The following is a 26,535-nucleotide window of genomic DNA, read 5'->3' on the forward strand; positions in this document are numbered from 1 at the left end:
GATTCGAACGATCAGGCTGCCGCCTGGATATTCGAAGCCTGTTTGCCTTTCGGTCCTTGCACGACTTCGAAGCTGACCTTCTGTCCTTCCTTGAGGGTCTTGAAGCCGTTCATCTGGATAGCCGAAAAATGCGCGAACAAATCCTCACCGCCTTCGTCCGGCGTGATGAATCCGTAACCTTTGGCGTCATTGAACCATTTGACCGTACCAGTCGCCATCCTACTTCCCCTGTCACTCTCGTCCTTGCTACACGAGCACGCTCGAAAAGCTCCGTGCCCCATGCGGCCGGATCCCTCTAACAAGCTCACCCGGCATTTTTCCTTCGTCTACAACCGGAAAAAAGTGCCAGCTTGATTGTTGGTGGTCTAAAAGTCAGTGTCAAGGAAATTTTGAGACGCCCGAAACCCGTTGTATGGGCTCTAAATGCAGGCCTGCACCACGCGCGAGAGTCATCTTGACGTTATCTCAATGTGCTCTGTCCGACGCCCACGCAGCGCGTGCGCTTGAAAAGTCGCATAATGCACCGAGATAGCCATGGAACGAAGTTTGCGCAAGCAGGATCAGCGCAACGCTGTGCGCTTCGCCGTAGGGCGGGTGGTTACCGTTGGCAGGGTGCCGGAGAGGCTGTCGCGCTCTTCTGGTGACGAAAGGATGTGTGCCGCGCCGTATCGGGTGCCCGTTGGAGAGTTTTGGCGGGATTGCTTGCGTGGCCGAGTTGTTTAGAATGGGTGTATGGCCATTATCCCGGATAAGCAGGACGGTACAGTACTGGAGCGGCAGGAACACAAGGCCAAGCCGCCGTCGATGTACCGCGTGGTTTTGCTGAACGACGACTTCACGCCAATGGAATTCGTCGTGATGGTAATACAGCAATACTTCAACAAGGATCGCGATACGGCGACGCAGATTATGTTGAAAGTGCATTATGAGGGGCGTGGAATTTGCGGGGTCTATACGCGGGACATTGCGTCGACCAAGGTTGAGCAGGTTGTAACGCACGCGCGGCAAGCGGGACACCCGCTGCAGTGTGTGATGGAGGAAGCATGATTGCCCAGGAACTGGAAGTCAGCCTTCATATGGCGTTCATGGAAGCACGCCAGGCAAGGCATGAGTTCATCACCGTCGAACACCTGTTGCTCGCCCTGCTGGATAACCCAACGGCGGCGGAGGTGCTTCGCGCATGCGCCGCGAACATCGAGGATCTGCGCCAGAACTTGCGCAACTTCATCCACGATAACACGCCGATCGTGCCGGGGACCGACGACGTCGACACGCAGCCTACATTGGGCTTTCAACGCGTGATCCAGCGCGCGATCATGCATGTACAGTCGACCTCCAGCGGCAAAAAGGAGGTGACCGGCGCGAACGTGCTGGTGGCGATCTTCGGCGAGAAGGACTCACACGCGGTGTACTACCTGCAGCAGCAGGGCGTGACCCGGCTGGACGTGGTCAACTTCATTTCGCACGGCATCGCGAAGACTGCGGGGCCGGATGTGGCGAAGGCCGGTGAGCCGCCGGCCGACGGTGACGATGCCAGCGCGCAGAAGGAAACGCCGCTGGCACAATTTACCCAAAACCTGAATCAGCAGGCGCGCGACGGCAAGATCGACCCATTGATCGGACGCGAGCCCGAGGTCGAGCGGATGGTGCAGGTGTTGTGTCGGCGCCGCAAGAACAATCCGCTGATGGTGGGCGAGGCCGGCGTGGGCAAGACGGCCATCGTCGAAGGGCTAGCATGGCGGATCGTGCGCGGCGAGGTGCCCGATATCCTGGCGGATGCGCAAGTGTTTTCCCTCGACTTGGGGGCGCTGCTGGCGGGCACGAAGTACCGGGGCGACTTTGAGCAGCGGCTCAAGACGGTGCTCAAGGAGTTGAAGGACCGTCCGCATGCGATCCTGTTCATTGATGAAATTCATACGCTGATCGGCGCGGGCGCCGCCTCGGGCGGCACGCTCGATGCGTCGAACCTGCTCAAGCCGGCGCTGTCGTCCGGCCAACTCAAGTGCATCGGGGCAACGACCTTTACCGAATTCCGGGGCATCTTTGAAAAAGATGCAGCGTTGTCGCGGCGCTTCCAGAAAATCGACGTAACCGAGCCGACGGTCGAGCAGACGGTGGCGATCCTGCGTGGCTTGAAGTCCCGCTTCGAGGAGCACCATGGCGTTAAGTACTCGTCCGGCGCGCTGTCGGCGGCGGCCGAGTTGTCTGCACGATTCATCACCGACCGGCATTTGCCGGACAAGGCGATCGACGTGATCGACGAGGCGGGTGCGGCGCAGCGAATCCTGCCCAGGTCCAAGCAAAAGAAAACGATCGGCAAGACGGAGATCGAGGACATTATTTCCAAGATCGCGCGGGTGCCGGCGCAAAGTGTGTCGCAGGACGACCGCAGCAAACTGCAGACGCTGGACCGTGATTTGAAGAGCGTGGTGTTTGGCCAGGATCCGGCCATTGATGCGTTGGCCGCGGCCATCAAGATGGCGCGGGCGGGGCTGGGCAAGACGGACAAGCCGATCGGCGCGTTCTTGTTCTCCGGGCCGACCGGCGTCGGCAAGACAGAGGTGGCGCGTCAACTGGCCTTTACGATGGGCATCGAGTTGGTGCGCTTCGATATGTCCGAATATATGGAGCGCCACGCGGTGAGCCGGCTGATCGGCGCGCCGCCCGGCTATGTCGGGTTCGACCAGGGCGGGCTGCTGACGGAGGCGGTGACGAAGAAGCCGCATTGCGTGCTGTTGCTCGACGAGATCGAGAAGGCGCATCCGGACATCTTTAACGTGCTGCTGCAAGTGATGGACCATGGCACGTTGACGGACAACAACGGCCGCAAGTCGGATTTTCGTAACGTCATCATCATCATGACGACGAACGCGGGCGCCGAGGCGATGAATAAGGCGACGATCGGGTTCACGACACGGCGTGAGACCGGCGACGAGATGGCGGACATCAAGCGGATGTTCACGCCGGAGTTTCGCAATCGGCTCGACGCGATCATCAGCTTCCGCTCGCTTGATGAGGAAATCATCATGCGCGTGGTCGACAAGTTCCTGATGCAGCTGGAGGATCAGTTGCACGAGAAGAAGGTCGATGCGTTGTTTACCGATGCGTTGCGCAAGCACTTGGCCAAGCACGGTTTCGACCCATTGATGGGTGCGCGGCCGATGCAGCGGCTGATCCAGGATACGATTCGCCGCGCGTTGGCGGACGAGTTGTTGTTCGGCAAGCTGATGAATGGTGGGCGCGTGACGGTCAATGTCGATGACAACGACAAGGTGCAACTCACGTTTGACGAGAACGCGGCGCCGCGCAATCCGACAAACCCGGAAACGGCCGAAGTTGAGTGACCGCGGTGCTCGCGCAATAATAAGGCGCGGGCAACGTCCCGCGCTTTTTCTCGCTCAGTGCCGGCCAGTGCTGCCGAAGCCGCCGGCACCCCGTTCGCTGTGCGAGAAATCGTTGACCACGTTGAATTGCACCTGCGCCACCGGCACCACTACGAGTTGCGCAAGCCGCTCCATCGGATTCAGCGTGAACGTGGTCTCGCCGCGGTTCCACGTGGAGATCATCAACTGGCCTTGATAATCGGAATCGATCAGTCCCACCAGGTTGCCGAGCACGATGCCATGTTTGTGGCCCAATCCGGAGCGCGGCAAGATCAATGCCGCATAGCCTGGCGTACCGATATGGATGGCCAGGCCGGTCGGCACCAGCGCGGTGGCGCCCGGTTGCAGAATCAGCGGTTCGTCCAGGCAAGCGCGCAGGTCCAGACCGGCGCTGCCGGCAGTGGCATAGGCGGGCAGGGCATCGCGCATGCGCGGGTCGAGAATCTTAAGGTCGATGTTCATTAGTGAGTAGTGAGAGCAGCGTGCTGGCATCGCGGTATGCGTTATGACGCGCCGTCGCGGTGCTGGCGCGGTACGACGCGATGGCACCGCAAGCACGCAAAAGACTCGATTATGCCGTCTCGTGCGTTTGTGCGGCTAGATCGAATGCTTGTGCAAGCAATTCATACGAGCGCAGCCGTGCCTTATAGCTGGCCGCGACGGTGAGCACAATCAACTCGTCGGCGTTGAACTGCTGCTGAACGGCAAGCTGCGCAAGCTCGACGGTGGCGGCAATGGCGTCGGCGACCGAATAGCCGTCGATCACCGGCGTTTGATCGGGTATTGACAGTCAAGTCATGTGAGGACCGGATAGCGAGCCGTACGCGTGGCGGGCCGAGACCAGGACGCCGCCCGCGCGGGCGTGACTTACGCGAAAAGACTGCCCGGCACGCGCTGCGCAATCTCGTCGACCAACGTGCGCGCGAGTGATTGCTTGTCCGCGCGCGGCAACGGTGTCGAGCCAGTTGTTTCGAATAGTACGACTTCGTTGTCATCCTTGCCGAATGTCTTTGGCCCCAGGTTGCCAATCAGCAGCGGGACGTTCTTGCGCCGCCGCTTCGCTTCACCGTTCACGCCAAGCTCGCTACTTTCCGCCGCGAAGCCGACGCAGTAAGGCGGCGAGGGTAGCGCGGCGACACTGGCGAGGATATCCGGGTTCTCGATGAAGTCCAGCGGCGGCGCCGGCTGACCGGCAGCCTTCTTCAGCTTGTGCTCGGATACCTGAGCGACACGCCAGTCGGCGACCGCGGCGACGGCGATGAAAATGTCGGTGTCGGCGACGGCCGCCATGACCGCGTCGTACATTTGCTGCGCGGTCTGTACGTCCTCGCGGCTCACGCCCCACGGCGTGGCGAGCGCGACCGGGCCGGCGACCAGGTGCACGTGCGCACCGGCCTGCGCCGCGGCGCGCGCGAGCGCGAATCCCATCTTGCCGCTCGAACGATTGGTGATGCCGCGGACCGGATCGATCGGCTCGAACGTGGGGCCCGCCGTGATCAGCACGCGTTGTCCCGCCAGCTTCTTCGGCTGAAAAAAGGCGATGATCGCTTCGTACACCGCTGCAGGTTCGAGCATGCGGCCGTCGCCGATCTCGCCACACGCCTGTGGGCCGGAATCCGGACCGAGCACTGTGATGCCATCCGCGCGCAACTGGGCGACGTTGCGTTGCGTCGCTGGGTTTTGCCACATCTGGCGGTTCATCGCCGGCACGACCAGCAACGGGCAGTCGCGCGCCATGGCCAGCGTGGACAAGAGATCATCGCACAGCCCATTGGCTAGCTTGGCGATGAAGTCAGTCGACGCGGGGGCGATGACGATCGCGTCCGCACGGCGCGACAGATCGATATGCGGCATGTTGTTATCGATCCGTGCGTCCCACTGGCTGGTGTAGACCGGATGGCCGGACAGCGCCTGCATCGTGACCGGCGTGATGAATTGCGTGGCCGCCTGCGTCATCGCCACTTGGACGGTGGCGCCGGCTTGGGTCAGCATGCGCGTAAGCTCGGCCGACTTGTAGCATGCAATGCCGCCTGTCAGTCCAAGCACCAGGTGTTTGCCCGCAAGGTCCATATCGTTCCTTCCGCTATTGCGTGTGTCCGGTGCCGGCATTGTTTCTTGATCCGGGTTTTTCAGCGTGCCGCGCGCACGCGCCTAAGCTCGTCGAGCACCAGCAGTACCGCACCGATCGTGATGCCGCTGTCAGCAATGTTGAACGCCGGCCAATGCCAGCCGCCGACATGAAAATCAAGGAAGTCGATCACATGGCCGTGCACCAGCCGGTCAATAACGTTGCCCAGCGCGCCGCCAAGAATCAGCGCCAGCGCGGTGCAAAACAGTTTCTGCCCGCTATGGCGCTTGAGCAACCAGGCAATCACCAGCGCGGCGACGATGCCCAAGGCGGTGAACGCCCAGCGCTGCCAGCCGCCGGCGGTCGCCAGAAAACTGAACGCGGCGCCGCGGTTATAAACCAGCATTAGATTGAAGCATGGCGCAACCGGATGCGGGTCGCCGTACACGAACAGGCGCGATACCGCGATCTTGGACAACTGGTCGAGCAGGATCACGATTAACGATATGCCTAGCCACGGCATGAGCGTTGCCGAACGGGCGACGTTGCGGGATAAGATCTTCGCCATTTATGCAATGCTCCGGTGTTCGCCATCCCCGAATAGGTTCGCCGTGCAGCGCCCACACAGCGTCGGATGCTCAGCGTTCGCGCCCACTTCCTCGCGGTAATGCCAGCAGCGCTCGCACTTCAGGTACCGGGACGCGACCACGTCGATTGCTTCGTCGGCCTCGTTGTCGACCTTGATCACCCGCGCCGCGGAGGTGATTAGCACGAACTTCAAGTCGTCACCCAGGCTCGCGAGGGTATCGTAGCGTGCGCCATGCGCACGGATCTCGACTTCGGCCTGCAACGACGAGCCGATCCGGCCGGCTTCGCGCGCCGCTTCGAGCGCCTTGGTGACATCACCGCGCAATTGGCGCACGAGCGCCCATTTATCCAACAACGCTGCCCCTTCGGGCAGCGGCGGATAGACGTAGTACGTTTCAGTAAAGATCGTCGTGTGTCCCGGCTGGAAGATCTTCCACGCTTCCTCCGCGGTGAACGACAGGAAGGGCGCGATCAGCCGCAGCAGCCCCTGCGTGATGTGGTACAGCGCCGACTGTGCGCTGCGTCGCGCGGGCGAGTCAACCGCCGACGTATACAACCGGTCCTTGAGCACATCGAGATAGAAGCCGCCGAGGTCCTCTGAGCAGAAGGTTTGCAGCTTGGCCACGACCGGGTGGAATTCGTACGCGTCGTAGTGGTCGAGCACCTCCTTTTGCAGCGCGGCGGCGCGCGCGAGCGCGTAGCGGTCGATCTCGAGCCACTGCTCGGACAGCACCCTGTTGCGGTTCGGGTCGAAATCCGACAGATTCGCCAGCAGAAAGCGCAGCGTGTTGCGGATCCGGCGGTAGCTTTCCACCACGCGCTTTAGGATCTCATCGGAGATCGACAGTTCGCCGGAGTAGTCGGTCGAGGCCACCCACAGGCGAATGATTTCGGCGCCGAGCTTGTTTGAGACTTCTTGCGGCGCGATCACGTTACCGACCGATTTCGACATCTTCCGGCCCTGTCCATCGACCGTGAAGCCGTGCGTCAACAGCGCCTTGTAGGGGGGCCTGCCATCGAGCATCGAGCCGGTCAGCAGTGATGAATGGAACCATCCTCGGTGCTGATCCGAGCCTTCGAGGTACAGGTCGGCGGGCCACTGCAGTTGCTGGGCGTGCGAGCCACGCAGCACATGCCAGTGCGTCGTGCCGGAATCGAACCAAACGTCCATTGTGTCGCGGTTCTTTTCATACAGGTCAGCGTCGTCGCCGAGCAGCTCGCGCGCATCGAGCGACTGCCAGGCCTCGATGCCGTGTTGCTCGACGCGTTGCGCGACCTGTTCGAGCAATTCCAGCGTGCGAGGGTGCAGCTGGCCCGTCTCCTTGTGCACGAAGAAGGCCATTGGCACGCCCCACTGGCGCTGGCGCGACAATGTCCAATCGGGTCGATGCGCGATCATGTTGTGCAGTCGCTGCTTGCCCCACGCCGGATAGAACGTGGTGGCCTCAATGCCGTCGAGCGCGGTCTCGCGCAGCGTCTTGCCGCCACCGACGGGCGTCAGGTCCATGCCGGCAAACCATTGCGACGTCGCGCGGTAGATGATCGGCGTCTTATGCCGCCAGCAATGCATATAACTGTGCGCGTAATGGTTCGTGTGCAGCAATGAGCCGGCATCGCGCAACGCGTCGACGATCCTCGGGTTTGCCTCCCAGATCGACAGGCCGCCGAACAGCGGCAACGATTCGATATAGCGGCCGTCGCCCATGACCGGGCTTAGGATGTCGCCATCATCGATGCCATGCGCCTTGCACGACTGGAAGTCCTCGATGCCGTAGGCCGGCGACGAATGTACGACGCCGGTGCCGGAGTCGATGGTCACGTAGTCGCCGAAATAGACCGGCGCAGTGCGCTTGTAGCCCGGGTGCAGGTTGGCGAGCGGATGGTGGAAGCAGATCCCGCCAAGCGCGGCGCCTGGCGCCGACGCGATCACCGTGCCGTCCAGGCCGTACGTAGCCAGGCACGGCTCGACGCGCTCGGAAGCCAGGATCAGCAAGCCGCGCGGCGTGTCCACGAGGCTGTACGACAGTTCGGGGTTCACGTTCAGCGCTTGGTTCGCGGGAATGGTCCACGGCGTGGTGGTCCAGATCACGATCGCGCCGTCGGCACTGGGCAGCGACGGCAGCCCGAATGCGCCGGCGATCCGGTCGGGCTCGGCAAACGGAAACGCGACGTCCACGGCGGGATCGACACGGTCCTTGTATTCGACTTCTGCCTCGGCAAGGGCCGAGCCGCAGTCAAAGCACCAGTTCACCGGCTTCAAGCCGCGAAACACATAGCCTTTCTCGAGGATGCGCGCGAGCGCACGGATTTCGTTCGCCTCGTTCGCGAAGTTCATCGTGCGATACGGGTTGTCCCAATCGCCGATTAACCCAAGCCGGCGGAAATCGGCCTTCTGGCGCTCGATCTGCTCGGCGGCATACTCGCGTGCGTTACGTTGCACCAGCTCAACCGGCAGCGACTTGCCAAAGCGCTTCTCGATCTGGATTTCGATCGGCATGCCATGACAATCCCATCCGGGCACATAGTCCGCGTCAAAGCCGGCCATGTTGCGCGCCTTGACGATCATGTCCTTTAGGATCTTGTTGACTGCGTGTCCGATATGGATATCGCCGTTCGCATAGGGCGGGCCGTCGTGCAGCACGAACTTTGGCCGTCCCCGGCTAGCCTCGCGAATCGCTTCGTACACCTTGTTCTGTTGCCATTCTTGGACCCATTGCGGTTCGCGCTTGGGCAAGTCACCGCGCATCGGAAACGGCGTGTCGAGCAGGTTCACAGGGTATTTGGAAGGCTGCTTGGAATCGGTTTTCTTGTCACTCATGATCGGGATGGTGGAGAAGTTCGGTGGCCGCTAATGGCGCATGCCGGCCGTATCAGCGAAGCACGGCATGTCGCGCGGGCACGGGGCACATGTCGTCGGCCCCGACACGCGTCGCCGCGCACCTTACCGGTACGCGACGACCCAGCGCTATCTAATTCGGTCGGTGGCGGAGGTCGCAAAATCGCCGCCTGGGCCGGGGCCGCCACGCTGCTCGGGCTGCGTGGCGGGGTTGGCCGGCGCCGCCGTCCAGTCGGCGTGGGTCGGCGCTGCCGCCCGGTCGCCTTGTGTGGCGAAGTATTCACGGGCGGCGGCGACATCGCACGCGATCGCGCGGCCGAGCGCCTCCAGATCCACAAACTTCTGTTCGTCGCGCAATTTTTCAAGAAATTCGACCCGCACCAGCTTGCCGTACGCGTCGCCATGCCAGTCCAGTAGATGCACTTCCAACAGGACGCGGCCGGAATCGTCCACGGTCGGGCGCCAGCCCAGGCTGGCTACGCCAGGCAACGGGCCCGCCTCGATGCCATGCACCCGCACGATGAAGATGCCGGCCAGCGCGGGACGCTTGTGCGAGATCGGCAGATTCAGCGTCGGAAAGCCTAGGTCGCGTCCCAGTTTCATGCCATGCACGACGTGGCCGCTGATCACGATCGCACGGCCGAGCGCAGCGCGAGCCGCCGCGAGGTCGCCCGCCACGAGCGAGGCACGCACGGCCGAGCTGGAGATGCGCGCGCCGCACGGGTCCGCCACAGTGGGCATCTGCTCGACCTCAAAGCCATACTGCGCGCCGGCCGCCTTCAGCGACAGGAAGTCACCGGCGCGCTTTGCCCCGTATCGGAAATCATCGCCAATCATCACCCAGCGCGCGTGCAATCCGTTGACGATGATGTGCTCGACGAACGCGGCCGGCGATTGGCTGGCGAACGTGTGGTTGAAATGCTCGACCACGATCCGGTCCACGCCGTTGCGCCGCAATGCCTCGAGCTTGTCGCGCAGCATCGTGATGCGCGGCGGTGCGCCGGCTGGATCGAAGAACTCGCGGGGGTGCGGTTCGAACGTCATCACGCAGACCGGTAGCGCGCGCGCGGTGGCAGCGGCGCGCACCTGCGCCAGCAACGCCTGGTGGCCGCGATGCACGCCGTCGAAGTTGCCGATCGTCAACGCGCAGGGCGCGCGGCTCTCGGCATTTGGAAGACCCCTGAAGACTCTCACGATGATTGGCCGGTCGGGCTGCGGCGTTGGATGGCCGCGCCGACGCATCGCGCCGGCACGTTGCCGCAAAGCCCATAATTATAAACGCTCGCACCCGATTTCGGCGGGAACCGGCGGATCGGCGCAGGCGGCAGGGGTGCCGATGATAAAATCCATGGATGAAAAAACTCGTTATCCTGATTTCCGGACGCGGCTCCAACATGGAAGCGATCGTGCGCGCGTGCGCCGCGCAGCGGTGGCCGGCGCGCGTTGCCGCGGTCGTGTCCAACCGACCCGACGCCGCGGGCTTGGCGTTCGCTGCCGCGCACGGCGTCACCACGGCGGTTGTTGACCACACACGGTTTGATGGGCGCGAGGCGTTCGACGCGGCGCTGGCGCAGGTACTGGACGCGCACGAGCCGGACCTCGTCGTGCTGGCCGGCTTCATGCGCGTGCTAACGCCGGCGTTCGTTGAGCGCTATGCGGCTCGCATGATGAACGTGCATCCATCGTTGCTCCCCAGCTTTACGGGTCTGCATACGCATCAGCGTGCGCTGGACGCCGGCGTCGCGGTGCATGGCGCCACGGTCCATTTTGTGACCGCTGAACTGGACCATGGCCCGATCATTGCGCAGGGCGTGGTGCCGGTGCTTGCCGGTGACGACGCCGCTGCGCTTGCTGCACGGGTGCTGCGCCTGGAGCACGCGCTTTATCCGCGCGCGGTGCGCTGGTTTGTCGAGGACCGGCTGCGCGTGTGTGACGGCCGGGTGGAGCTGGCGGCCGCCGAGCCGCGGCTGGTGTTTGGCGAGGATACAGTATGAAGCTACATGGATTTTTGATCGGCCAGACCGAGACGTTGCTCGCCGACGTGCTGAAGTTTGCCGGTCCGGCTGACGCGGCCACGAGCCGATTCTTTCGCGCGCATCCGAAGCTCGGCCACGCCGAGCGCGGGGTGATCGCCGAGACGGTATTTGCGGTACTGCGCCGCAAGATGGAATATGGGCATTTGGCCGAGAGCGGCAGCGGCACGCCGGCACGTCGGCTGACGCTGCTCGGCCTGATGCAGATCGCCGGCCTGAACGCATTGCGTGCGCATCTGTCGCCACAGGAATTTGCGTGGCTCGACCATGTGTCGAAGATCGATCCGGCGAGCCTGCCGGCGCGCGTGCGCACAAACCTGCCGCTCTGGATCGAGTCTGCGTTGGGCGCCCGTTTGGCCACTCCCGATGCCGGGCCGGATGCGGTGGCGCAGGAGTTGGCGCGGCTCGCTGCGGCGCTGAACTATCCGGCGCCGCTGGATCTGCGTGCCAATCCGATCCGCACCAATCGCGATGCGGTGCTCGCCGCGCTGGCGGAGGCTGGCGTGCAGGCGGAGCCGACGCCGTATGCGCCGCTGGGCATTCGGGTGGCCGGCAAGCCCGCGATCCAGACGTTGGCCGCTTTTCGGCAAGGATGGTTTGAGGTACAGGACGAGGGCAGCCAACTGCTATGCCAGCTGGTCGCGCCGCGCCGCGGCGAGATGGTCGTCGATTTTTGCGCCGGAGCGGGCGGCAAGACGCTCGCGTTGGGTGCGATGATGCGCTCGTCCGGACGGCTGTACGCGTTCGATGTGTCCGACAAGCGGTTGGGCAAGCTCAAGCCCAGGCTCGCGCGCAGCGGCTTGTCGAACGTGCACCCGGTCGTCATCGACAGCGAGCATGATGTGAAGATCAAGCGGCTGGCCGGCAAGATCGATCGCGTGCTGGTCGATGCGCCGTGCAGCGGCTTGGGTACGCTGCGCCGCAACCCGGATCTCAAGTGGCGCCAAACGCCGCAATCAGTCGCTGAGTTGGCGGTGAAACAGGCATCGATCCTCGCCGCCGCCGCGCGACTGCTCAAGCCGGGCGGGCGGCTTGTCTACGCGACGTGCAGCTTGCTTGGTGACGAGAACGAGGGCATCGTCGAGCCATTTCTCGCCGCTCACCCGATGTTCGAGCGCGTGCCGGCGAGCCAGGTGCTGGCCGAGCAAAAGATCGCGCTCGATACGGGTGATGACCTGACGCTGTGGCCGCACCGGCACGGTACCGATGGCTTCTTTGCGACGGTGATGCAACGGGTAGCGTGACATGCAGGATCAAGTACTGACGCACCTGTTCGGCGACTTAATGCGCGAGATCGGCCAGCCGATGCGTGACCTCGGCCAGCCGGCGGTGCTTTGGCAAGTCGTTGCGCTGATCGGCGCGCTAGGGCTGGCATGGGTGCTTGCCGGTTACGCGCGCCAGCGGCTGGACGCGTATCGCCGCGCCCGCAACGCGGCGGTGCGCTTTGGCGCGGATGGGCTGAACAAGGCGTTGTTTCCGTTCCTCGGCTGGTTGATCGTTGGCGGCACGGGGCTCGTGCTGGGCCAGGCGATGAAAACGCCACTACTGGACCTGGCGCGGGTGCCGCTGTTCGGTATAGCGCTGATCTATGTGGCGTTGTACCTAATGCGCCGGGTGTTTTCCCAGGACGGGCACCTGCACGGGCTCGCGTACCTGGTTGAGAAAATCGTCACCGTGCTGGTATGGGCCGGCATGGCGCTGACCGTGGTGGGCATTCAGGACGACGTGCTGCACTGGATGGCCAGCGTGGAGTTTCCCGTGGCCAACGCGCATTTGACGCTGCTGTCGCTGTGCAATGGCTTGCTGTGGGTCATGATCACGTTGATCGGCGCGCTGTGGGCTGGCCGCACGCTGGACGAGCGGCTCATGCGGGCCAATTCACTCGATGCGAATCTGCAGGTTGTGCTATCGCGCCTCGGCCGGGCGTCATTGATTCTGGCCGCGGTGCTCGTGAGCCTGTCGATCGTCGGCATCGATATCACCGTGCTCGGCGTATTCGGCGGCGCGCTTGGCGTCGGGCTGGGCTTTGGCTTGCAGAAGATTGCCAGCAACTACGTGTCGGGGTTTATCATCCTGCTGGACCGCTCACTGCGGCTCGGCGACACCATTTGCGTGGGCGGCCTGCAAGGCCGGGTCACGCAGATCCGCACCCGCTACACGGTGGTGCGCAGGCTGGATGGCGTTGAGACGCTGGTGCCGAACGAAAAGCTGATCACCGACATTGTGCAGAACCAGTCGTCGTTCCTCACGCGCGGCTGGACTAAGGTGTCGGTCCAAGTGGCGTATGGGACGGACGTGGATCTCGCGATGCGCGTGCTCGTCCAAGCTACGCAGGGCGTGGAGCGCGTGTTGCAGGATCCGGCGCCTCGCCCTTATCTTGCCGGATTCGGTGCCAACGGGATCGACCTGGAGCTAGGTTTCTGGATCGCCGACGCGGCGCTCGGTACCGCGTCGGTGCGCTCGGCCGTCAACTACAATATCTGGGCGGGGTTTAATGCGCACGGTATTCGCGTTCCGCGCGCGCAGCGCGAGGTGCGCATCCTCAATGCCGCGGCCATCGAACCGTTGTCTGCTGCTATTGAACCGATGCCGGTTGCCGCAGTCGAAACAGCCAATTAGCTTGATTCCTCTGATTTTTCTCCTTTCCTATGCCATGCACTAGTCCTATGTCATGCACTAGCGTATGTCGCGCCTCAAGGGCTGCGACTGTGTGCCGCGCAACAGGGAATCATTTTGTGACAGGCACTTGCGGCTGATCAGGTAGAATCTTGAATCAGCCCTTTCGCGGCCGCCGCGACAGGTCACGTCCGATACTCCAATCGGGCGTTTTTTCCGATTTTGTTTTCCGGGTATTAATTTGCTGAATTTCATGCTTGATTTCGTTGCACATGGCCTGCTGAACTGGTCTTGGTGGCAAATCGTGCTGTATACGCTCGTGATGACGCACATCACGATCATCGGTGTCACTGTTTACCTGCATCGGCACCAGGCGCACCGCGCGTTGGACTTGCATCCGATTGCCAGCCACTTCTTCCGCTTCTGGCTATGGTTGACCACGGGCATGGTCACCGGCCAGTGGGCGGCGATTCATCGCAAGCATCATGCGAAATGCGAGACCGACGAGGATCCGCACAGTCCGCAGACGCGCGGGATATGGAAAGTGCTGCTCGAGGGCGCCGAACTGTACCGCACCGAGGCGAAGAACGAGCAAACGCTGAAGAAGTATGGGCACGGCACGCCGGACGATTGGCTCGAGCGGCATGTCTACGCCAAACATGCGGTGCTCGGCGTGACGATCATGGCGTTGATCGACTTGGCGCTGTTCGGCATCGTTGGCATTTCGGTGTGGGCCATCCAGATGGTGTGGATTCCGTTCTGGGCCGCTGGCGTGGTCAATGGCCTCGGCCATTTCTGGGGCTACCGCAATTTCAACTGTGCGGACGCGAGCACGAACCTGTTCCCATGGGGCATCCTGATTGGGGGGGAGGAGCTGCACAACAATCACCACACCTATGCGACGTCGGCAAAGTTGTCGAACAAGTGGTACGAGTTCGACATCGGCTGGATGTACATCCGACTCATGTCGGCATGCCGACTCGCGAAGGTGAAGAAAATTGCGCCGACGCCGAAGCTGGCGGCGCGCAAGGCGGTGCCCGACCTAGACACATTGCACGCGGTGCTGGCCAACCGCTACGAGGTGATGGCGCGCTACGCGAAAACGGTCAAGCGGGCGTACCGGCAGGAGTTGGCGCACTTGAAGGAATTGGGCGCGCGTGAGAAGTACGCGCTGATCAAGGGCGCGCGCGAGTGGATTCACAAGGATGAGGCCGGCCTGGACGAGCCGCAGAAAAGGCAACTGATGCAGATCTTCGCCAGCAGCCAGCGCCTGCGCACGTATTATCAGTTGCGGGTGGAACTGGCGCAGATATGGGATCGCTCGAACGCGTCACGCGAGCAATTGTTGTCGCACTTACAGGATTGGTGCCATCGCGCGGAGCAAAGCGGCATCAAGGCATTGCAGGAGTTCGCACTGCGCCTGCGCCGCTACGCGTAAAGGCGGGCATCGGTAAATTCCGTTACACTTGAAGTCCGTCTTGCCACAAAAACCCCGCATAGGCGGGGTTTTTCGTTTCGGCACACCATGCGGCCACCAGCGTGCGTTAATTGGGAGGCTCGCGGGTGGTGGCGCGGGCGGTCATACTGAGCCGTGAGAGGATGACAATGAACCAGCGTTCAATTAGGACGGTCGAGTTCGACAAGCCGGTGATGCCTGGCGGAGCTTGCAGCGTCGGGCAAGCTTGGGCGCGCGTGCCGCACAGCCTATCGGCGGCCGAGCGCGCCGAGCTGCGCGTGCGTGTTCGCGAGTTGCTGGCGCAGCAGCAGGCCGTGCTGGTCGCCCATTATTATGTTGATCCGGAGCTGCAGTCGCTCGCGGAGGAAACCGGAGGGTGCGTCGCCGATTCGCTGGAAATGGCCCGGTTCGGCCGTGATCACGATGCCCGTACACTGGTCGTGGCCGGTGTGCGTTTCATGGGCGAGACCGCGAAGATCCTGAGCCCCGAAAAGCGTGTGTTGATGCCGGACCTAGATGCGACGTGCTCGCTCGATCTAGGCTGTCCTGCCGACCAGTTTGCCGCGTTCTGCGATGCCCATCCCGACCGCACCGTCGTTGTCTATGCGAACACGAGCGCGGCGGTCAAGGCCCGTGCGCACTGGATGGTGACTTCGTCAATTGGGTTGGATATCGTTGCCGCGCTGCATGCGCGCGGCGAGAAGATCTTGTGGGCGCCGGACCGCCATCTGGGCAGCTACATCCAGCGCAAGACCGGCGCCGATATGCTGATGTGGCAGGGCTCGTGTCTCGTGCACGACGAATTCAAGGGGATCGAGCTTGACTTGTTGCGCGCCGAGCATCCAGACGCTAAGGTACTCGTGCATCCGGAGTCGCCGGAATCGGTCGTTGCGCAGGCCGACGTGGTCGGCTCGACCACGCAACTGATCGACGCGGCGAAGGCGCTTGACGCGACCCGCTTCATCGTGGCCACCGACCAGGGCATCCTGTACAAGATGCAGGCGGCGGCGCCGGGCAAGACGTTTATCGCCGCGCCGACCGCGGGCAACAGCGCAACGTGCAAAAGCTGTGCGCATTGTCCATGGATGGCGATGAACAGCCTGACCAATCTCGCCGCCGTGCTGCAGTCCGGTGCAAACGAGATATTGGTCGATCCGGCCATCGCTCAGCGTGCGCGGATGCCGATCGACCGCATGCTGGACTTCGCGGCGCAGAAAAAGCGCAATGTACGAGCGAGCGGTGACCTGGCGCGCGATGATGCGTTGTTTCGACATATGGGGGCGGCGTGATGGGCGTTACCGGGAGCCGCGAGATCCGCACGGTGGCGGTGCCGCAGTGGGACGGCTATGAGCAAATCTGTCAGCACTACGGCGACGCGTTCACGGCCGCACTGCACCGGAACGTGCAAGACGCGCTGGCCGAGGATGTGGGCGCGTGCGACTGGACGGGCTTGCTCGTGCCCGCCCACGACGTGTTCGACGCTCGGATCATCGTGCGTGAGTCCGCCGTGCTATGCGGTGTACTCTGGTTTGTTGAAGTGATGCGCCGTGTCGATGCCCGTATCGAACTGTCATGGCATTATCGTGAAGGCGAATGGATGCACGCCGATACGCCAGTGTGCTCGTTGCGCGGCCCCGCGCGCGCGCTGTTGACGGCCGAGCGCAATGGCTTGAATTTTCTGCAATTGCTGTCCGGCGTCGCGACGGCCACGCGCCGATATGTCGATGCGATTGCCGGTACCCGGGCGCGGATTCTCGATACGCGCAAGACGCTGCCTGGCCTGCGGCTGGCGCAAAAATATGCTGTTCGGGTTGGCGGCGGCGATAACCAGCGGCTGGCGCTGTATGACGGCATCCTAATTAAGGAAAATCATATTGCGGCCGCGGGCGGTGTTGCCGCCGCTCTGCAGGCGGCGTATGCGTTGCAGGCGAGCGTGCCGGTGCAGGTCGAGGTCGAGACGCTCGAACAGCTACAGGTGGCACTGGCGCATCGTGCTCAATCGGTGTTGCTAGACAACTTCACGCTGGACATGATGCGTGATGCGGTTGCGCTGAACGATCATCGGGCCCTGCTTGAGGTCTCCGGGGGCGTTGGCTTGGACACGGTGTGCGATATCGCGGCGACCGGCGTGGATCGGATATCGATTGGCGCACTGACCAAGGACGTGCGCGCGACCGACTATTCGATGCGGATCCTCGATCGCGCGTAGCCGCCGGCGCCAGGCCGTCGCGGGCGCGGCCACGGGCAATCAGATCGAGTGGTTGCGGACTCGCTTCGGGCTCAGCACCGTTGGCATTGCTTTAGGTAACACCTGCTCCCAGTCGCGGCTGAAATGTAAGCCGCGGCTTTCGTGCCGGGAGCGGGCACTGTCGACGATCAGTAACGCAACATCGACTAAGTTACGCAATTCAAGCAGGTCGCGGCTGATACGAAAATTCGCATAGTACTCGTGGATCTCATCGCGCAGCAGTGCCAGCCGGTGCTTCGCCCGCGCCAGCCGCTTGTCGGTTCGCACGATGCCGACATAGTTCCACATCAGCCGCCGCACCTCATCCCAGTTGTGGGCCACGACGACCTCTTCGTCGGCATCGGATACGCGGCTCTCATCCCACTGCGGCAATTTGAGGCTGTGCACGGCATGAAACCCTGCGTCTTCGATGACTCGTGCCGCGGCCCTGCCGATTACCAAGCACTCCAGCAGCGAATTGCTTGCAAGCCGGTTGGCGCCATGCAAGCCCGTATAGGCGGTTTCACCGACCGCGTAGAGTCCGGCGAGGTCGGTTCGGCCGGCCAGGTCGGTCACAATACCGCCGCATGTGTAATGGGCGGCCGGCACGACGGGGATCGGGGCGCGCGTGATATCGATGCCGAACTGCTGGCATCGGGCAAGGATTGTCGGGAAATGCTTGTGCAAGAATGCAGCCGGTTGGTGACTGATATCGAGATAGACGCAATCGATACCGCGCTTTTTGATTTCAAAGTCAATTGCGCGGGCGACGATGTCGCGTGGTGCCAATTCCGCGCGCTCGTCATGCTGCGACATGAAGCGGGTACCGTCCGGCAGCTTCAGCAATCCGCCTTCGCCGCGCACCGCCTCGGAAATAAGGAACGAGCCGGCATACGGATGGTACAGGCAGGTCGGATGGAATTGAATGAACTCCATGTTCGCCACCCGTGCGCCGGCCCGCCAGGCCATCGCAATGCCGTCGCCGGTCGCGGTATCCGGATTCGTCGTGTATAAGTAAACTTTGCCGGCGCCGCCGGTGGCTAGCACGGTGTGCGGTGCCCCGATCGTCAGTGTCTTGCCGCTTTCAATGTCCAGCACGTACAGCCCGAGGCAATGCCGGCCCGGCAACCCGAGCCGGTCTGACGTGACCAGGTCGATCGCGCAGTGATGCTCGAGCAGGGTGATGTTCGGGCGTCGGCGGGCTTGTTCGACAAGCGTTGACAGCACCGCATGGCCGGTGGCATCGGCCGCATGAATGATGCGCCGATGGCTGTGTCCGCCCTCGCGCGTCAGGTGAAACCCCAGTTCGGCGTTATCGTCTTTGGTGAACGGCACGCCTTCGCCGACCAACCATTCGATCGCCGAGCGTCCGTTCTCGACGATGAAGCGCGTCGCGGGCTCGTCGCATAGGCCTGCGCCGGCGATCAGCGTATCGCGGACATGGCTCTCGATGCTGTCTGCCGAGTCCAGTACCGCTGCGATGCCCCCTTGCGCCCAATTGCTGGCGCCGTCGGACAGAGCCCGCTTCGCGATGACGGCGACCCGGCAGGTGGGCGCCAGGTTCAGCGCCACGCTCAACCCAGCCAGCCCGCTACCGACGATGACGACGTCGAAATTCATTGGGATGGTCTCCTCATACCATACGTGACGGGCCCGAACCCGTACGCGGAAACGAAGGAGCATACCCCGATGCGACACGACGTGCAAAAAGACGTGCAAAAAGCAAAAGACCCCGGAGACCGGGGTCTTTTGCTCTTCGTCAGGCTCCACAGTCTCGAGAGAGACGTTGAGCTTCCGACCGGCGGGCCGATCGGAGGTCCCGCAGATCTATTACTTGATCTTCGTTTCCTTGTATTCCACGTGCTTGCGCGCGACCGGGTCGAACTTCATGATCGCCATCTTTTCAGGCATCGTGCGCTTGTTCTTCGTCGTGGTGTAGAAGTGACCGGTTCCGGCCGTCGATTCCAGCTTGATCTTGTCGCGAGCGCCTTTGGCCATGTCGCAGCTCCTTAAGCTTCACCGCGCGCACGCAGGTCTGCGAGCACGGGATCGATGCCATTCTTGTCGATCAGGCGCAGGCCCGCGTTCGAAACGCGCAGTCGCACCCAGCGATTTTCGCTTTCCACCCAGAACCGGCGGCTTTGCAAGTTCGGGAGGAAGCGACGCTTGGTCTTGTTGTTCGCGTGGGAAACGTTATTGCCGACCATCGGCGCTTTCCCAGTAACTTGACATTTGCGTGCCATCAGAGCACTCCTAATACGCTTAAATTCGGGTGATACGAAAGGGTTGGTACGGGCAAACCGCAATCCTAGCAGAAAAAGACAAGAAAAATCAACCTGTTTTGTGTCATCTGCGCTGGCCGTCGCGCGCGTCCGGCTATAGCAGTCCGTGGCGCGCGAGCGACAAAATGGTGTCCGATGTCACGATGAAATGATCGAGCAGCTTGATGTCCATCAAGTACAACGCATCCTTGAGCGTGCGTGTCATCGACAGGTCCGCTGCACTGGGCTGCGCCGCGCCAGATGGGTGGTTATGCGCGATGATCAACGCGGCGGCGTTGGTCTCCAGCGCGCGTCTGACGACTTCGCGCGGATAGACTGCGGCATGCGACAAAGAGCCGCGGGACAGCTCTTCCGCATGAATCATGTGCAGCCGAGTGTCGAGGAACAAGCAAACAAACACCTCATAGGGCCGGGTGCCAATCATCAGGCGCAGATAGTCTTCGACGATCTCGGGGTGATCCAGTGTCGCTTGCTCGCGCGATTGCTCGCCCAGCGCGCGTCGCGCGATCTCCGTGGCCGCCTGCAATCGTGCGATCTTTGCCGGTCCGACGCCGGTGACCTGAATCAACTCGTCATGGGACGCGCTGAACAACCCGCGCAGTGAGCCAAAGCGCGCCAGCAATTGCTGACCCAGTCCGACTGCATCGCGCCCGCGACTGCCGCTGCCCAGGTACAGTGCGACCAGCTCCGCATCGCTCAAGGCACTCGCACCGGCAACGAACAATCGCTCCCGTGGCCGCTCATGTTCCGGCCATTGGCGGATCGGGATCGGCACATGTCGGCGTGCCGTCGGGTTGTCGGTTCCGGGTTGCATTGATTAACCTCCCTGTTGGTGTCGCTGCGGTGGCTTACAATGACAGCTTGCGCGGTCGCAGTCCGCGACGCGCGGTATTCGAAATTTGCGCATGAGCATCATTGATATTTCCGAGGTGAAGCCCGGTTCCCATGTCACGCTGCACTACCGGCTTTCGCTGGAGGGGGGCGCGGACATCGTCAACACGTTCGACGACAAGCCTGCGACGCTGTTGCTCGGCGCGGGACAGCTCGCGGGACCACTGGAAGACATTCTGCTCGGCATGAAGGTTGGGCACCACTCGACCATTCGGCTAACACCGGAGCAGGCATTTGGCTTGCGTAATCCGGAACTGGTGCAGAAGGTTTCGCTGGCCACGCTGCGCGAAAATTCGATGATTGGCGAGAATTTCTCCCCTGGCGATTTGGTCGAATTCAACGCTCCTAGTGGAGCGCGCTATGCCGGCGTGCTCAAGGAGGTCGGCGAGACGTACGCGCTGTTCGACTTCAATCACCCGCTGGCCGGCCAACATCTGACCTTCGAGGTCCAGATCATCGGCATTCTGTAGGAAGCGCCATGACCGCAACAACCGGATACCCGAGCGAAATACTGCTGGCACAGCCGCGTGGATTCTGCGCGGGCGTCGATCGGGCAATCGAGATCGTCGAGCGTGCGTTGACGCTGTTCGGTTCGCCGATCTACGTGCGTCACGAGATCGTGCACAACGCCTATGTCGTGGATGACCTGCGTCGCAAGGGCGCGATATTCGTTGAATCGCTCGACGATGTCCCGGACGGCGCGACGCTGATCTTCAGCGCGCACGGCGTGCCAAAGGCAGTGCGCACCCGCGCGATCGACAGAGGATTGCGGGTCTTTGACGCCACTTGCCCGCTGGTCACCAAGGTGCACATGGAGGTGGCCAAGCTGCGTGCCGAAGGCTTCGAGATTGTGATGGTGGGCCATCGCGGCCATCCGGAGGTCGAAGGTACGATGGGGCAGGCCAGTGCGGGCATGCACCTAGTCGAGACCGCGGCGGACGTTGCTGCGCTAAAGCTCGCCGATCCCGACCGGCTTGCATACGTGACGCAGACCACGCTGTCGATCGACGATGCAACGGAGGTGATCGGCGCGCTGAAGGCGCGCTTTCCCGCCATTCGCGAGCCGAAGAAGCAAGACATCTGCTACGCGACGCAGAACCGGCAAGATGCGGTGAAATTCATGGCGCCGCAGTGCGATGTCGTGATCGTCGTCGGCAGTCCGAACAGTTCCAATTCGAACCGTCTACGCGAAGTAGCGCAAAAGCGTGGCGTGCCGGCCTACATGGTTGATGCGCCGGAGCAAATCGATCCGGCTTGGCTGGACGGCAAGCAACGCGTCGGCGTGACGGCGGGCGCCTCGGCTCCCGAGGCACTGGCGCAGGCGGTTGTCGAGCGGCTGCGTCAATTGGGTGCTTCCTATGTCCGGACGTTGGATGGCGTCCAAGAAAACGTCTCCTTCCCGTTGCCCAAAGGACTGGCGCTGCCAGCCTAAGCGCACTGCGCCGACGCTTTGCGCCTGAGGCGGGCGTCGCGCGTAGTGTTTCGCATGCGGCCTTGTGTGCCGCCAGCAAACTTCGCCGCCGCATGGGTGCTGGATTTCATTCCCTAATCAAATGACTTCAAAGAAAGCTCCGCTTATCGAATACGGTGGTGCAATTGCGCTCGATATGGGTGCGGCTTGGGCGCAGCTTTAGAGATGAATTGAGTGCAACCAAGTTGCACGTTTTTCTGCTTATGGCGCACAAAATTAAGGTTGCAATGCAGGAAAACCCTGGCAGTTTTGAATATTGCCCGATGCGGAAATGGAGTTACAATGCGCGCGTTCGTGACCCGCTCAGGGGCGAAAGTCGTCTTGCTATCAGGCGCGGGAGACCTTCTTAATGCAGAATCGATTTGCTGGCACGGTATCCGGGACGCGCTTGCGGTGCAGACCAATCGCATGCAGCAGAATAAAGCGAAGGCTGGCAAATTTTGCGGCATCGTTCTATTCGGAAAGTAGGACTGCTATTCGCACGGAGCAGAAAATCCGTTGCCCCCTGCCGAAAATGGCCTGTCACTTAAATGCTGTCCCAGTGGCTCATCGGGCAATCGGCATTGAGCTAGCCCGTCGCAGGTTATGCGTGCGCAGCGGTTTTGGGGCCGCTGCCTACATGCAGATCGCGGCGCCAGGCCGTGTGCGGTTCACTGACTACAGCGGGGTGATGCGCCACATCGAACTGGCTGGCAACGGCGTATAACGCTGCGGCACTGAGGTAGCCCTCGGTGCCGTTTTCGTATCCGCCATGCACATTCGCGTATTCCCATGATGAATACGTCCATGTCGCCGGCGGTAGATCATGATCGGTTCATTTAGGGTACCAGGAGCACCGTGCGCTTCGCCTCGCCATGCCGCATCACCTGCGGCCCGGCTGCGTGCCTGGCGTACAGTCCAAGGAGCATTCGATGGATATTTTCATCCAACAGATCTTGAACGGTCTGGTGCTGGGCAGCGTCTACGCGATCATTGCGTTGGGCTATACGATGGTGTATGGGATTCTGGGCATCATCAACTTCGCACATGGTGACGTACTGATGGTGGGCGCGATGGTCGCGCTCTCGGCGATCAGCGTGCTGCAGACACATTTTCCCGGGCTGGGCAATGTACCCACGTTGGTCATTGCACTGGTGATCGCCGCAGCCGTATGTGCGTGCCTCGGTATTACGATCGAAAAGGTGGCGTACCGGCCGCTGCGTCGTGCGCCGCGACTGGCTCCGCTGATTACCGCCATCGGCGTTTCCATCCTATTGCAGACGTTAGCGATGGTCATTTGGGGACGCAATCCGCTGTCGTTCCCGCAGTTGATTTCCACCGATCCGATCAATGTCATCAAGGCCACCGATACGTCGCCCGGCGCCGTGATCTCGCCCACAGAAGTGGTGATCATCGTCACGGCGTTTGTCGTGATGGTCGCTCTGCTGCTGCTGGTGCACAAGACCAAGCTCGGACGGGCAATGCGCGCGATCGCGGAGAACCCGAATGTGGCCAGCCTGATGGGCGTGAACCCGAACTTCGTGATCTCGGCGACGTTCATGATCGGCTCGGCGCTGGCTGCATTGGCTGGCGTGATGATCGCCTCCGAGTACGGCAACGTGCACTTCTACATGGGCTTCATTCCGGGCCTCAAGGCATTCACGGCAGCGGTGCTAGGGGGCATCGGCAATCTGGGCGGCGCAATGGTGGGGGGCGTGCTGCTGGGGCTGATCGAGCAACTGGGCGCCGGTTACATCGGCGATTTCACTGGCGGAGTGATTGGCAGTAACTACCAGGACGTGTTCGCGTTCGTGGTGCTGATCCTCGTGCTGGTCTTGCGTCCGTCCGGCTTGTTGGGCGAGCGCGTTGCCGATCGTGCTTGACGCGTCTTGAGGAGCAGTCGATATGCGTTCCATTCAACCTATCGAGCCGTCCATGACACGGGTTTCGATCAAGAAGACGGCGAAGGACCATGTGGTCATGCTGCTGGTGACAGCGTTGGTCGTGTGCGCGCCACTGCTCATTGGCGCCGCAGGCGGGCCTTACTGGGTGCGCGTGCTGGACTTCGCGATGCTATACGTGATGCTGGCGTTGGGGCTGAACGTGGTGGTGGGGTTCTGCGGACTGCTGGACTTGGGCTATATCGCATTCTATGCCGTGGGCGCTTATACGGCCGCACTGCTGTCCTCGCCTCATCTCACCACCCAATTCGAGTGGATTGCGCATCTGGCGCCCGGCGGGCTGCACGTATCGATTCTGCTGATCGTGCCGGTGGCGATGGCTTTGGCCGCCGTGTGCGGCGTGTTGCTCGGCGCGCCGACGCTGCGTCTGCGGGGCGACTATCTGGCGATCGTCACGCTGGGCTTTGGTGAAATCGTGCGGATCTTCATGAACAACATGGATCGTCCGGTGAATGTGACCAACGGTCCAAAGGGCATCACGGGCATCGATCCGGTGCAGATCGGCGGCTTTAATCTCGCGCAGACCCACGAACTGTTCGGCCTGAAGTTCCCGACGGTCTACCTGTATTACTACTTGTTCGTGCTCTGTTCGCTGTTCGTGGTTTTCGTCTGCACGCGGCTGCAGCACTCGCGTATCGGCCGCGCGTGGGCCGCGATTCGGGAAGATGAGGTCGCCGCGAAGGCGATGGGCATTAACACACGCAACGTGAAGTTGCTGGCGTTTGCAATGGGTGCCTCATTCGGCGGGCTGTCCGGTGCGATGTTCGGTGCGTTCCAGGGATTTGTGTCACCGGAGTCGTTCACCTTCTGGGAATCGGTAGTGGTGCTCGCGTGCGTGGTGCTTGGCGGCATGGGGCATATTCCCGGCGTGATCCTCGGCGCGGTGCTGCTCGCGGTATTCCCAGAGTTCCTGCGCTCGACGATGGGACCGTTGCAGAACGCGATCTTTGGCCATCCCATCCTCGACACGGAAGTGATCCGACAGTTGCTATACGGCCTGGCGATGGTGGTCATCATGCTGTATCGGCCGGAGGGGCTGTGGCCGGCGGCCAAGCATGAGGACAAGCTCGCCAAGCCCGCGCGGCGCAACGGCAAGAAGGCCTTGCGCGCGTGGCGCGCCTAGAGACACGGAGTCAATAGCAATGAGTGAGCAAACGATTCGGCTATCCGTGAAGGGCGTCAACAAGCGCTTTGGCGGCCTGCAGGCACTTTCCGATGTGGGGCTGGAGATCCGCTCGGGCGAGATTTATGGGCTGATCGGCCCGAACGGAGCGGGCAAGACCACGTTCTTCAACGTGATTACCGGGTTGTACACGCCGGATTCGGGCGAGTTCGTGCTGGACGGCCGTCCGTACACGCCAACCGCGGTCTACCAGGTGGTCAAGGCCGGCATCGCGCGCACTTTCCAGAACATCCGGCTGTTCGGCGGGATGACGGCGCTGGAGAACGTGATGGTCGGGCGTTACGTGCGGACGCGCCACGGGTTGATCGGCGCGATATTGCAAACGCCGGCCGAGCGGCAGGAAGAGCGCGAGATCAAGGCGCGCGCGCTGGAACTGCTGGATTATGTGGGCGTGCTGCAGTACGCCGACTACACGGCCCGCCATTTATCATACGGTCACCAGCGGCGGCTGGAGATTGCGCGGGCGCTGGCGACCGACCCGAAGCTGCTGGCCCTGGACGAGCCGGCCGCGGGGATGAACGCGACCGAGAAAGTCGAACTCACGCGACTGCTGGAGAAGATTCGCGACGATGGCAAAACCATCTTGCTGATCGAGCACGACGTGAAGCTGGTGATGCACTTGTGTAACCGCATGACCGTGCTGGATTACGGTAAGGTCATCGCACATGGTCTGCCGCAGCACGTGCGGAAGGACCCGAAGGTGATCGAAGCCTATTTGGGCGCAGGAGTGCATTGAGATGGCCGCGAGCGACGTGCGCACAATGAACGGGGCAATGCTGGAGATCCAGGGACTGCGGGTGGCCTACGGGGGCATTCAGGCGGTCAACGGGGTGAACTTGAAGGTCAGGCAGGGTGAGCTGGTCACGCTGATTGGTGCCAATGGCGCGGGCAAGACCACGACGATGAAGGCGATCGCCGGGATCAAGGAATGGGCCGGGGGCGATATCCTCTATCTGGGGCAGTCGATCAAGGGCGTGCCCACGCACGAATTGCTCAAGCGGGGCTTGGCGATGGTGCCGGAGGGCCGGGGCATCTTCGCGCGCATGTCGATCCTGGAAAACATGCAGATGGGCGCATATCTGCGTACCGATTCGGATGGCATCAAGGCCGATGTAGAGCGCATGTTCGGTTTCTTCCCACGCTTGAAGGAGCGCGCCACGCAGTTGGCGGGCACGCTGTCGGGCGGCGAGCAGCAGATGCTGGCGATGGCGCGCGCACTGTTGTCGCGGCCCAAGCTGCTGTTGCTCGACGAGCCGTCGATGGGCCTGTCGCCGATCATGGTGGAGAAGATCTTTGAGGTGGTGCGGGCGATTTCCTCGGAAGGCATGACGGTGCTGCTAGTCGAGCAGAATGCCCGCCTCGCGCTGCAGGCGGCCAACCGCAGCTACGTCATGGACTCCGGTGCGATCACGATGTCGGGCGACGCCAAACAGATGCTGGACGATCCCAAGGTGCGCGCCGCCTACCTCGGTGAGTGAGCCAACTGGGCGCCGGCCGCGGGTGGATCCCATTGATTTTTAAGGACGAGGGGCGCAGCCCATACTGCCGGCAATCGGGCGCC

The 26,535-nt window shown here is 62.2% G+C and carries 26 protein-coding genes; 15 read left to right on the forward strand and 11 right to left on the reverse strand.

Going from position 1 to position 26,535, the window contains the following annotated elements; all coding sequences use genetic code 11:
• Positions 1-11: 11 nt before the first annotated feature.
• A complete protein-coding gene (cspD, locus tag KPG66_RS02125; protein ID WP_041753073.1) occupies positions 12-218 on the reverse strand; it encodes a cold shock domain-containing protein CspD in 207 nt (68 codons plus the stop codon).
• A gap of 514 nt (positions 219-732) precedes the next feature.
• Between cspD and clpS the strand changes: the two genes are divergently transcribed.
• Positions 733-1,047 (forward strand): ATP-dependent Clp protease adapter ClpS, encoded by a 315-nt coding sequence (clpS, locus tag KPG66_RS02130; RefSeq protein ID WP_013434303.1) that lies wholly within the window; start codon positions 733-735, stop codon positions 1,045-1,047.
• The gene (gene clpA / locus KPG66_RS02135; protein WP_237069885.1) at positions 1,044-3,344 is read left to right on the forward strand and encodes an ATP-dependent Clp protease ATP-binding subunit ClpA; all 2,301 of its coding nucleotides are present in this window, start codon (positions 1,044-1,046) and stop codon (positions 3,342-3,344) included. The genes clpS and clpA overlap by 4 nt, the downstream gene beginning before the upstream one ends.
• A gap of 54 nt (positions 3,345-3,398) precedes the next feature.
• On the opposite strand, the gene dut is transcribed toward clpA, so the two are convergent.
• The 6 genes from dut to KPG66_RS02165 all read right to left on the reverse strand — a co-directional run bounded on the left by dut (position 3,399) and on the right by KPG66_RS02165 (position 10,117).
• The gene (gene dut / locus KPG66_RS02140) at positions 3,399-3,845 is read right to left on the reverse strand and encodes a dUTP diphosphatase (protein ID WP_237069886.1); all 447 of its coding nucleotides are present in this window, start codon (positions 3,843-3,845) and stop codon (positions 3,399-3,401) included.
• A 109-nt stretch (positions 3,846-3,954) separates the two neighbouring features.
• Positions 3,955-4,149, reverse strand: a complete 195-nt coding sequence (locus tag KPG66_RS02145; RefSeq protein WP_237069911.1) for a hypothetical protein — start codon at positions 4,147-4,149, stop codon at positions 3,955-3,957.
• 101 nt (positions 4,150-4,250) lie between these two features.
• Positions 4,251-5,453, reverse strand: a complete 1,203-nt coding sequence (coaBC, locus tag KPG66_RS02150) for a bifunctional phosphopantothenoylcysteine decarboxylase/phosphopantothenate--cysteine ligase CoaBC (protein WP_237069887.1) — start codon at positions 5,451-5,453, stop codon at positions 4,251-4,253.
• 59 nt (positions 5,454-5,512) lie between these two features.
• Entirely contained in the window at positions 5,513-6,019 is a 507-nt protein-coding gene (lspA, locus tag KPG66_RS02155; protein WP_237069888.1) for a signal peptidase II, read from the reverse strand.
• Positions 6,020-8,857: an isoleucine--tRNA ligase gene (gene ileS / locus KPG66_RS02160; RefSeq protein WP_013434309.1), complete on the reverse strand. Its 2,838-nt coding sequence runs from the start codon at positions 8,855-8,857 to the stop codon at positions 6,020-6,022.
• 147 nt (positions 8,858-9,004) lie between these two features.
• Positions 9,005-10,117 (reverse strand): bifunctional riboflavin kinase/FAD synthetase, encoded by a 1,113-nt coding sequence (locus KPG66_RS02165; RefSeq protein ID WP_013434310.1) that lies wholly within the window; start codon positions 10,115-10,117, stop codon positions 9,005-9,007.
• A 110-nt stretch (positions 10,118-10,227) separates the two neighbouring features.
• Here KPG66_RS02165 and purN point away from each other — a divergent pair, with 110 nt between their 5' ends.
• From purN to nadC, 6 genes are all read left to right on the forward strand, one after another.
• Positions 10,228-10,869, forward strand: coding sequence for a phosphoribosylglycinamide formyltransferase (purN, locus tag KPG66_RS02170; RefSeq protein WP_237069889.1), 642 nt, complete (start codon positions 10,228-10,230; stop codon positions 10,867-10,869).
• Positions 10,866-12,152, forward strand: a complete 1,287-nt coding sequence (locus tag KPG66_RS02175; protein ID WP_237069890.1) for an RsmB/NOP family class I SAM-dependent RNA methyltransferase — start codon at positions 10,866-10,868, stop codon at positions 12,150-12,152. Before purN ends, KPG66_RS02175 begins: the two co-directional genes overlap by 4 nt.
• Before the next feature lies 1 nt (position 12,153).
• The gene (locus tag KPG66_RS02180) at positions 12,154-13,527 is read left to right on the forward strand and encodes a mechanosensitive ion channel family protein (RefSeq protein WP_237069891.1); all 1,374 of its coding nucleotides are present in this window, start codon (positions 12,154-12,156) and stop codon (positions 13,525-13,527) included.
• A gap of 238 nt (positions 13,528-13,765) precedes the next feature.
• A complete protein-coding gene (locus tag KPG66_RS02185) occupies positions 13,766-14,962 on the forward strand; it encodes a DesA family fatty acid desaturase (protein WP_013434316.1) in 1,197 nt (398 codons plus the stop codon).
• A 167-nt stretch (positions 14,963-15,129) separates the two neighbouring features.
• Entirely contained in the window at positions 15,130-16,269 is a 1,140-nt protein-coding gene (gene nadA, locus KPG66_RS02190; RefSeq protein WP_041753079.1) for a quinolinate synthase NadA, read from the forward strand.
• Positions 16,266-17,189, forward strand: coding sequence for a carboxylating nicotinate-nucleotide diphosphorylase (gene nadC, locus KPG66_RS02195; protein WP_013434318.1), 924 nt, complete (start codon positions 16,266-16,268; stop codon positions 17,187-17,189). Before nadA ends, nadC begins: the two co-directional genes overlap by 4 nt.
• Before the next feature lie 39 nt (positions 17,190-17,228).
• Here the strand turns inward: nadC and nadB are convergent, their stop codons facing one another.
• The 4 genes from nadB to radC form a co-directional block, all read right to left on the reverse strand.
• Positions 17,229-18,827 (reverse strand): L-aspartate oxidase, encoded by a 1,599-nt coding sequence (gene nadB, locus KPG66_RS02200; RefSeq protein WP_237069892.1) that lies wholly within the window; start codon positions 18,825-18,827, stop codon positions 17,229-17,231.
• A gap of 210 nt (positions 18,828-19,037) precedes the next feature.
• Entirely contained in the window at positions 19,038-19,205 is a 168-nt protein-coding gene (gene rpmG / locus KPG66_RS02205) for a 50S ribosomal protein L33 (RefSeq protein WP_013434320.1), read from the reverse strand.
• 11 nt (positions 19,206-19,216) lie between these two features.
• Positions 19,217-19,450 carry a 50S ribosomal protein L28 gene (rpmB, locus tag KPG66_RS02210; RefSeq protein ID WP_041753083.1) on the reverse strand — a complete coding sequence of 78 codons (234 nt, stop codon included), beginning with the start codon at positions 19,448-19,450 and terminating at the stop codon, positions 19,217-19,219.
• A 133-nt stretch (positions 19,451-19,583) separates the two neighbouring features.
• Complete coding sequence (radC, locus tag KPG66_RS02215; RefSeq protein WP_237069893.1) at positions 19,584-20,303, reverse strand: RadC family protein; 720 nt, start codon at positions 20,301-20,303, stop codon at positions 19,584-19,586.
• A gap of 91 nt (positions 20,304-20,394) precedes the next feature.
• Here radC and KPG66_RS02220 point away from each other — a divergent pair, with 91 nt between their 5' ends.
• The 7 genes from KPG66_RS02220 to KPG66_RS02250 all read left to right on the forward strand — a co-directional run bounded on the left by KPG66_RS02220 (position 20,395) and on the right by KPG66_RS02250 (position 26,452).
• Positions 20,395-20,850, forward strand: a complete 456-nt coding sequence (locus KPG66_RS02220) for an FKBP-type peptidyl-prolyl cis-trans isomerase (RefSeq protein ID WP_041753084.1) — start codon at positions 20,395-20,397, stop codon at positions 20,848-20,850.
• An 8-nt stretch (positions 20,851-20,858) separates the two neighbouring features.
• Positions 20,859-21,812 carry a 4-hydroxy-3-methylbut-2-enyl diphosphate reductase gene (gene ispH, locus KPG66_RS02225; RefSeq protein WP_013434324.1) on the forward strand — a complete coding sequence of 318 codons (954 nt, stop codon included), beginning with the start codon at positions 20,859-20,861 and terminating at the stop codon, positions 21,810-21,812.
• 580 nt (positions 21,813-22,392) lie between these two features.
• Positions 22,393-22,557, forward strand: a complete 165-nt coding sequence (locus KPG66_RS02230) for a hypothetical protein (RefSeq protein ID WP_237069894.1) — start codon at positions 22,393-22,395, stop codon at positions 22,555-22,557.
• A 205-nt stretch (positions 22,558-22,762) separates the two neighbouring features.
• Positions 22,763-23,713: a branched-chain amino acid ABC transporter permease gene (locus tag KPG66_RS02235; RefSeq protein WP_041754047.1), complete on the forward strand. Its 951-nt coding sequence runs from the start codon at positions 22,763-22,765 to the stop codon at positions 23,711-23,713.
• Between the two features lie 22 nt (positions 23,714-23,735).
• Positions 23,736-24,914: an ABC transporter permease subunit gene (locus tag KPG66_RS02240; protein ID WP_237069895.1), complete on the forward strand. Its 1,179-nt coding sequence runs from the start codon at positions 23,736-23,738 to the stop codon at positions 24,912-24,914.
• A 19-nt stretch (positions 24,915-24,933) separates the two neighbouring features.
• The gene (locus KPG66_RS02245; RefSeq protein WP_237069896.1) at positions 24,934-25,710 is read left to right on the forward strand and encodes an ABC transporter ATP-binding protein; all 777 of its coding nucleotides are present in this window, start codon (positions 24,934-24,936) and stop codon (positions 25,708-25,710) included.
• 25 nt (positions 25,711-25,735) lie between these two features.
• Positions 25,736-26,452 (forward strand): ABC transporter ATP-binding protein, encoded by a 717-nt coding sequence (locus KPG66_RS02250; RefSeq protein ID WP_237069907.1) that lies wholly within the window; start codon positions 25,736-25,738, stop codon positions 26,450-26,452.
• The last annotated feature ends 83 nt before the right edge of the window (positions 26,453-26,535 follow it).

The organism is Mycetohabitans sp. B2 (assembly GCF_021733735.1).
Taxonomy (GTDB): Bacteria; Pseudomonadota; Gammaproteobacteria; order Burkholderiales; family Burkholderiaceae; genus Mycetohabitans; species Mycetohabitans rhizoxinica.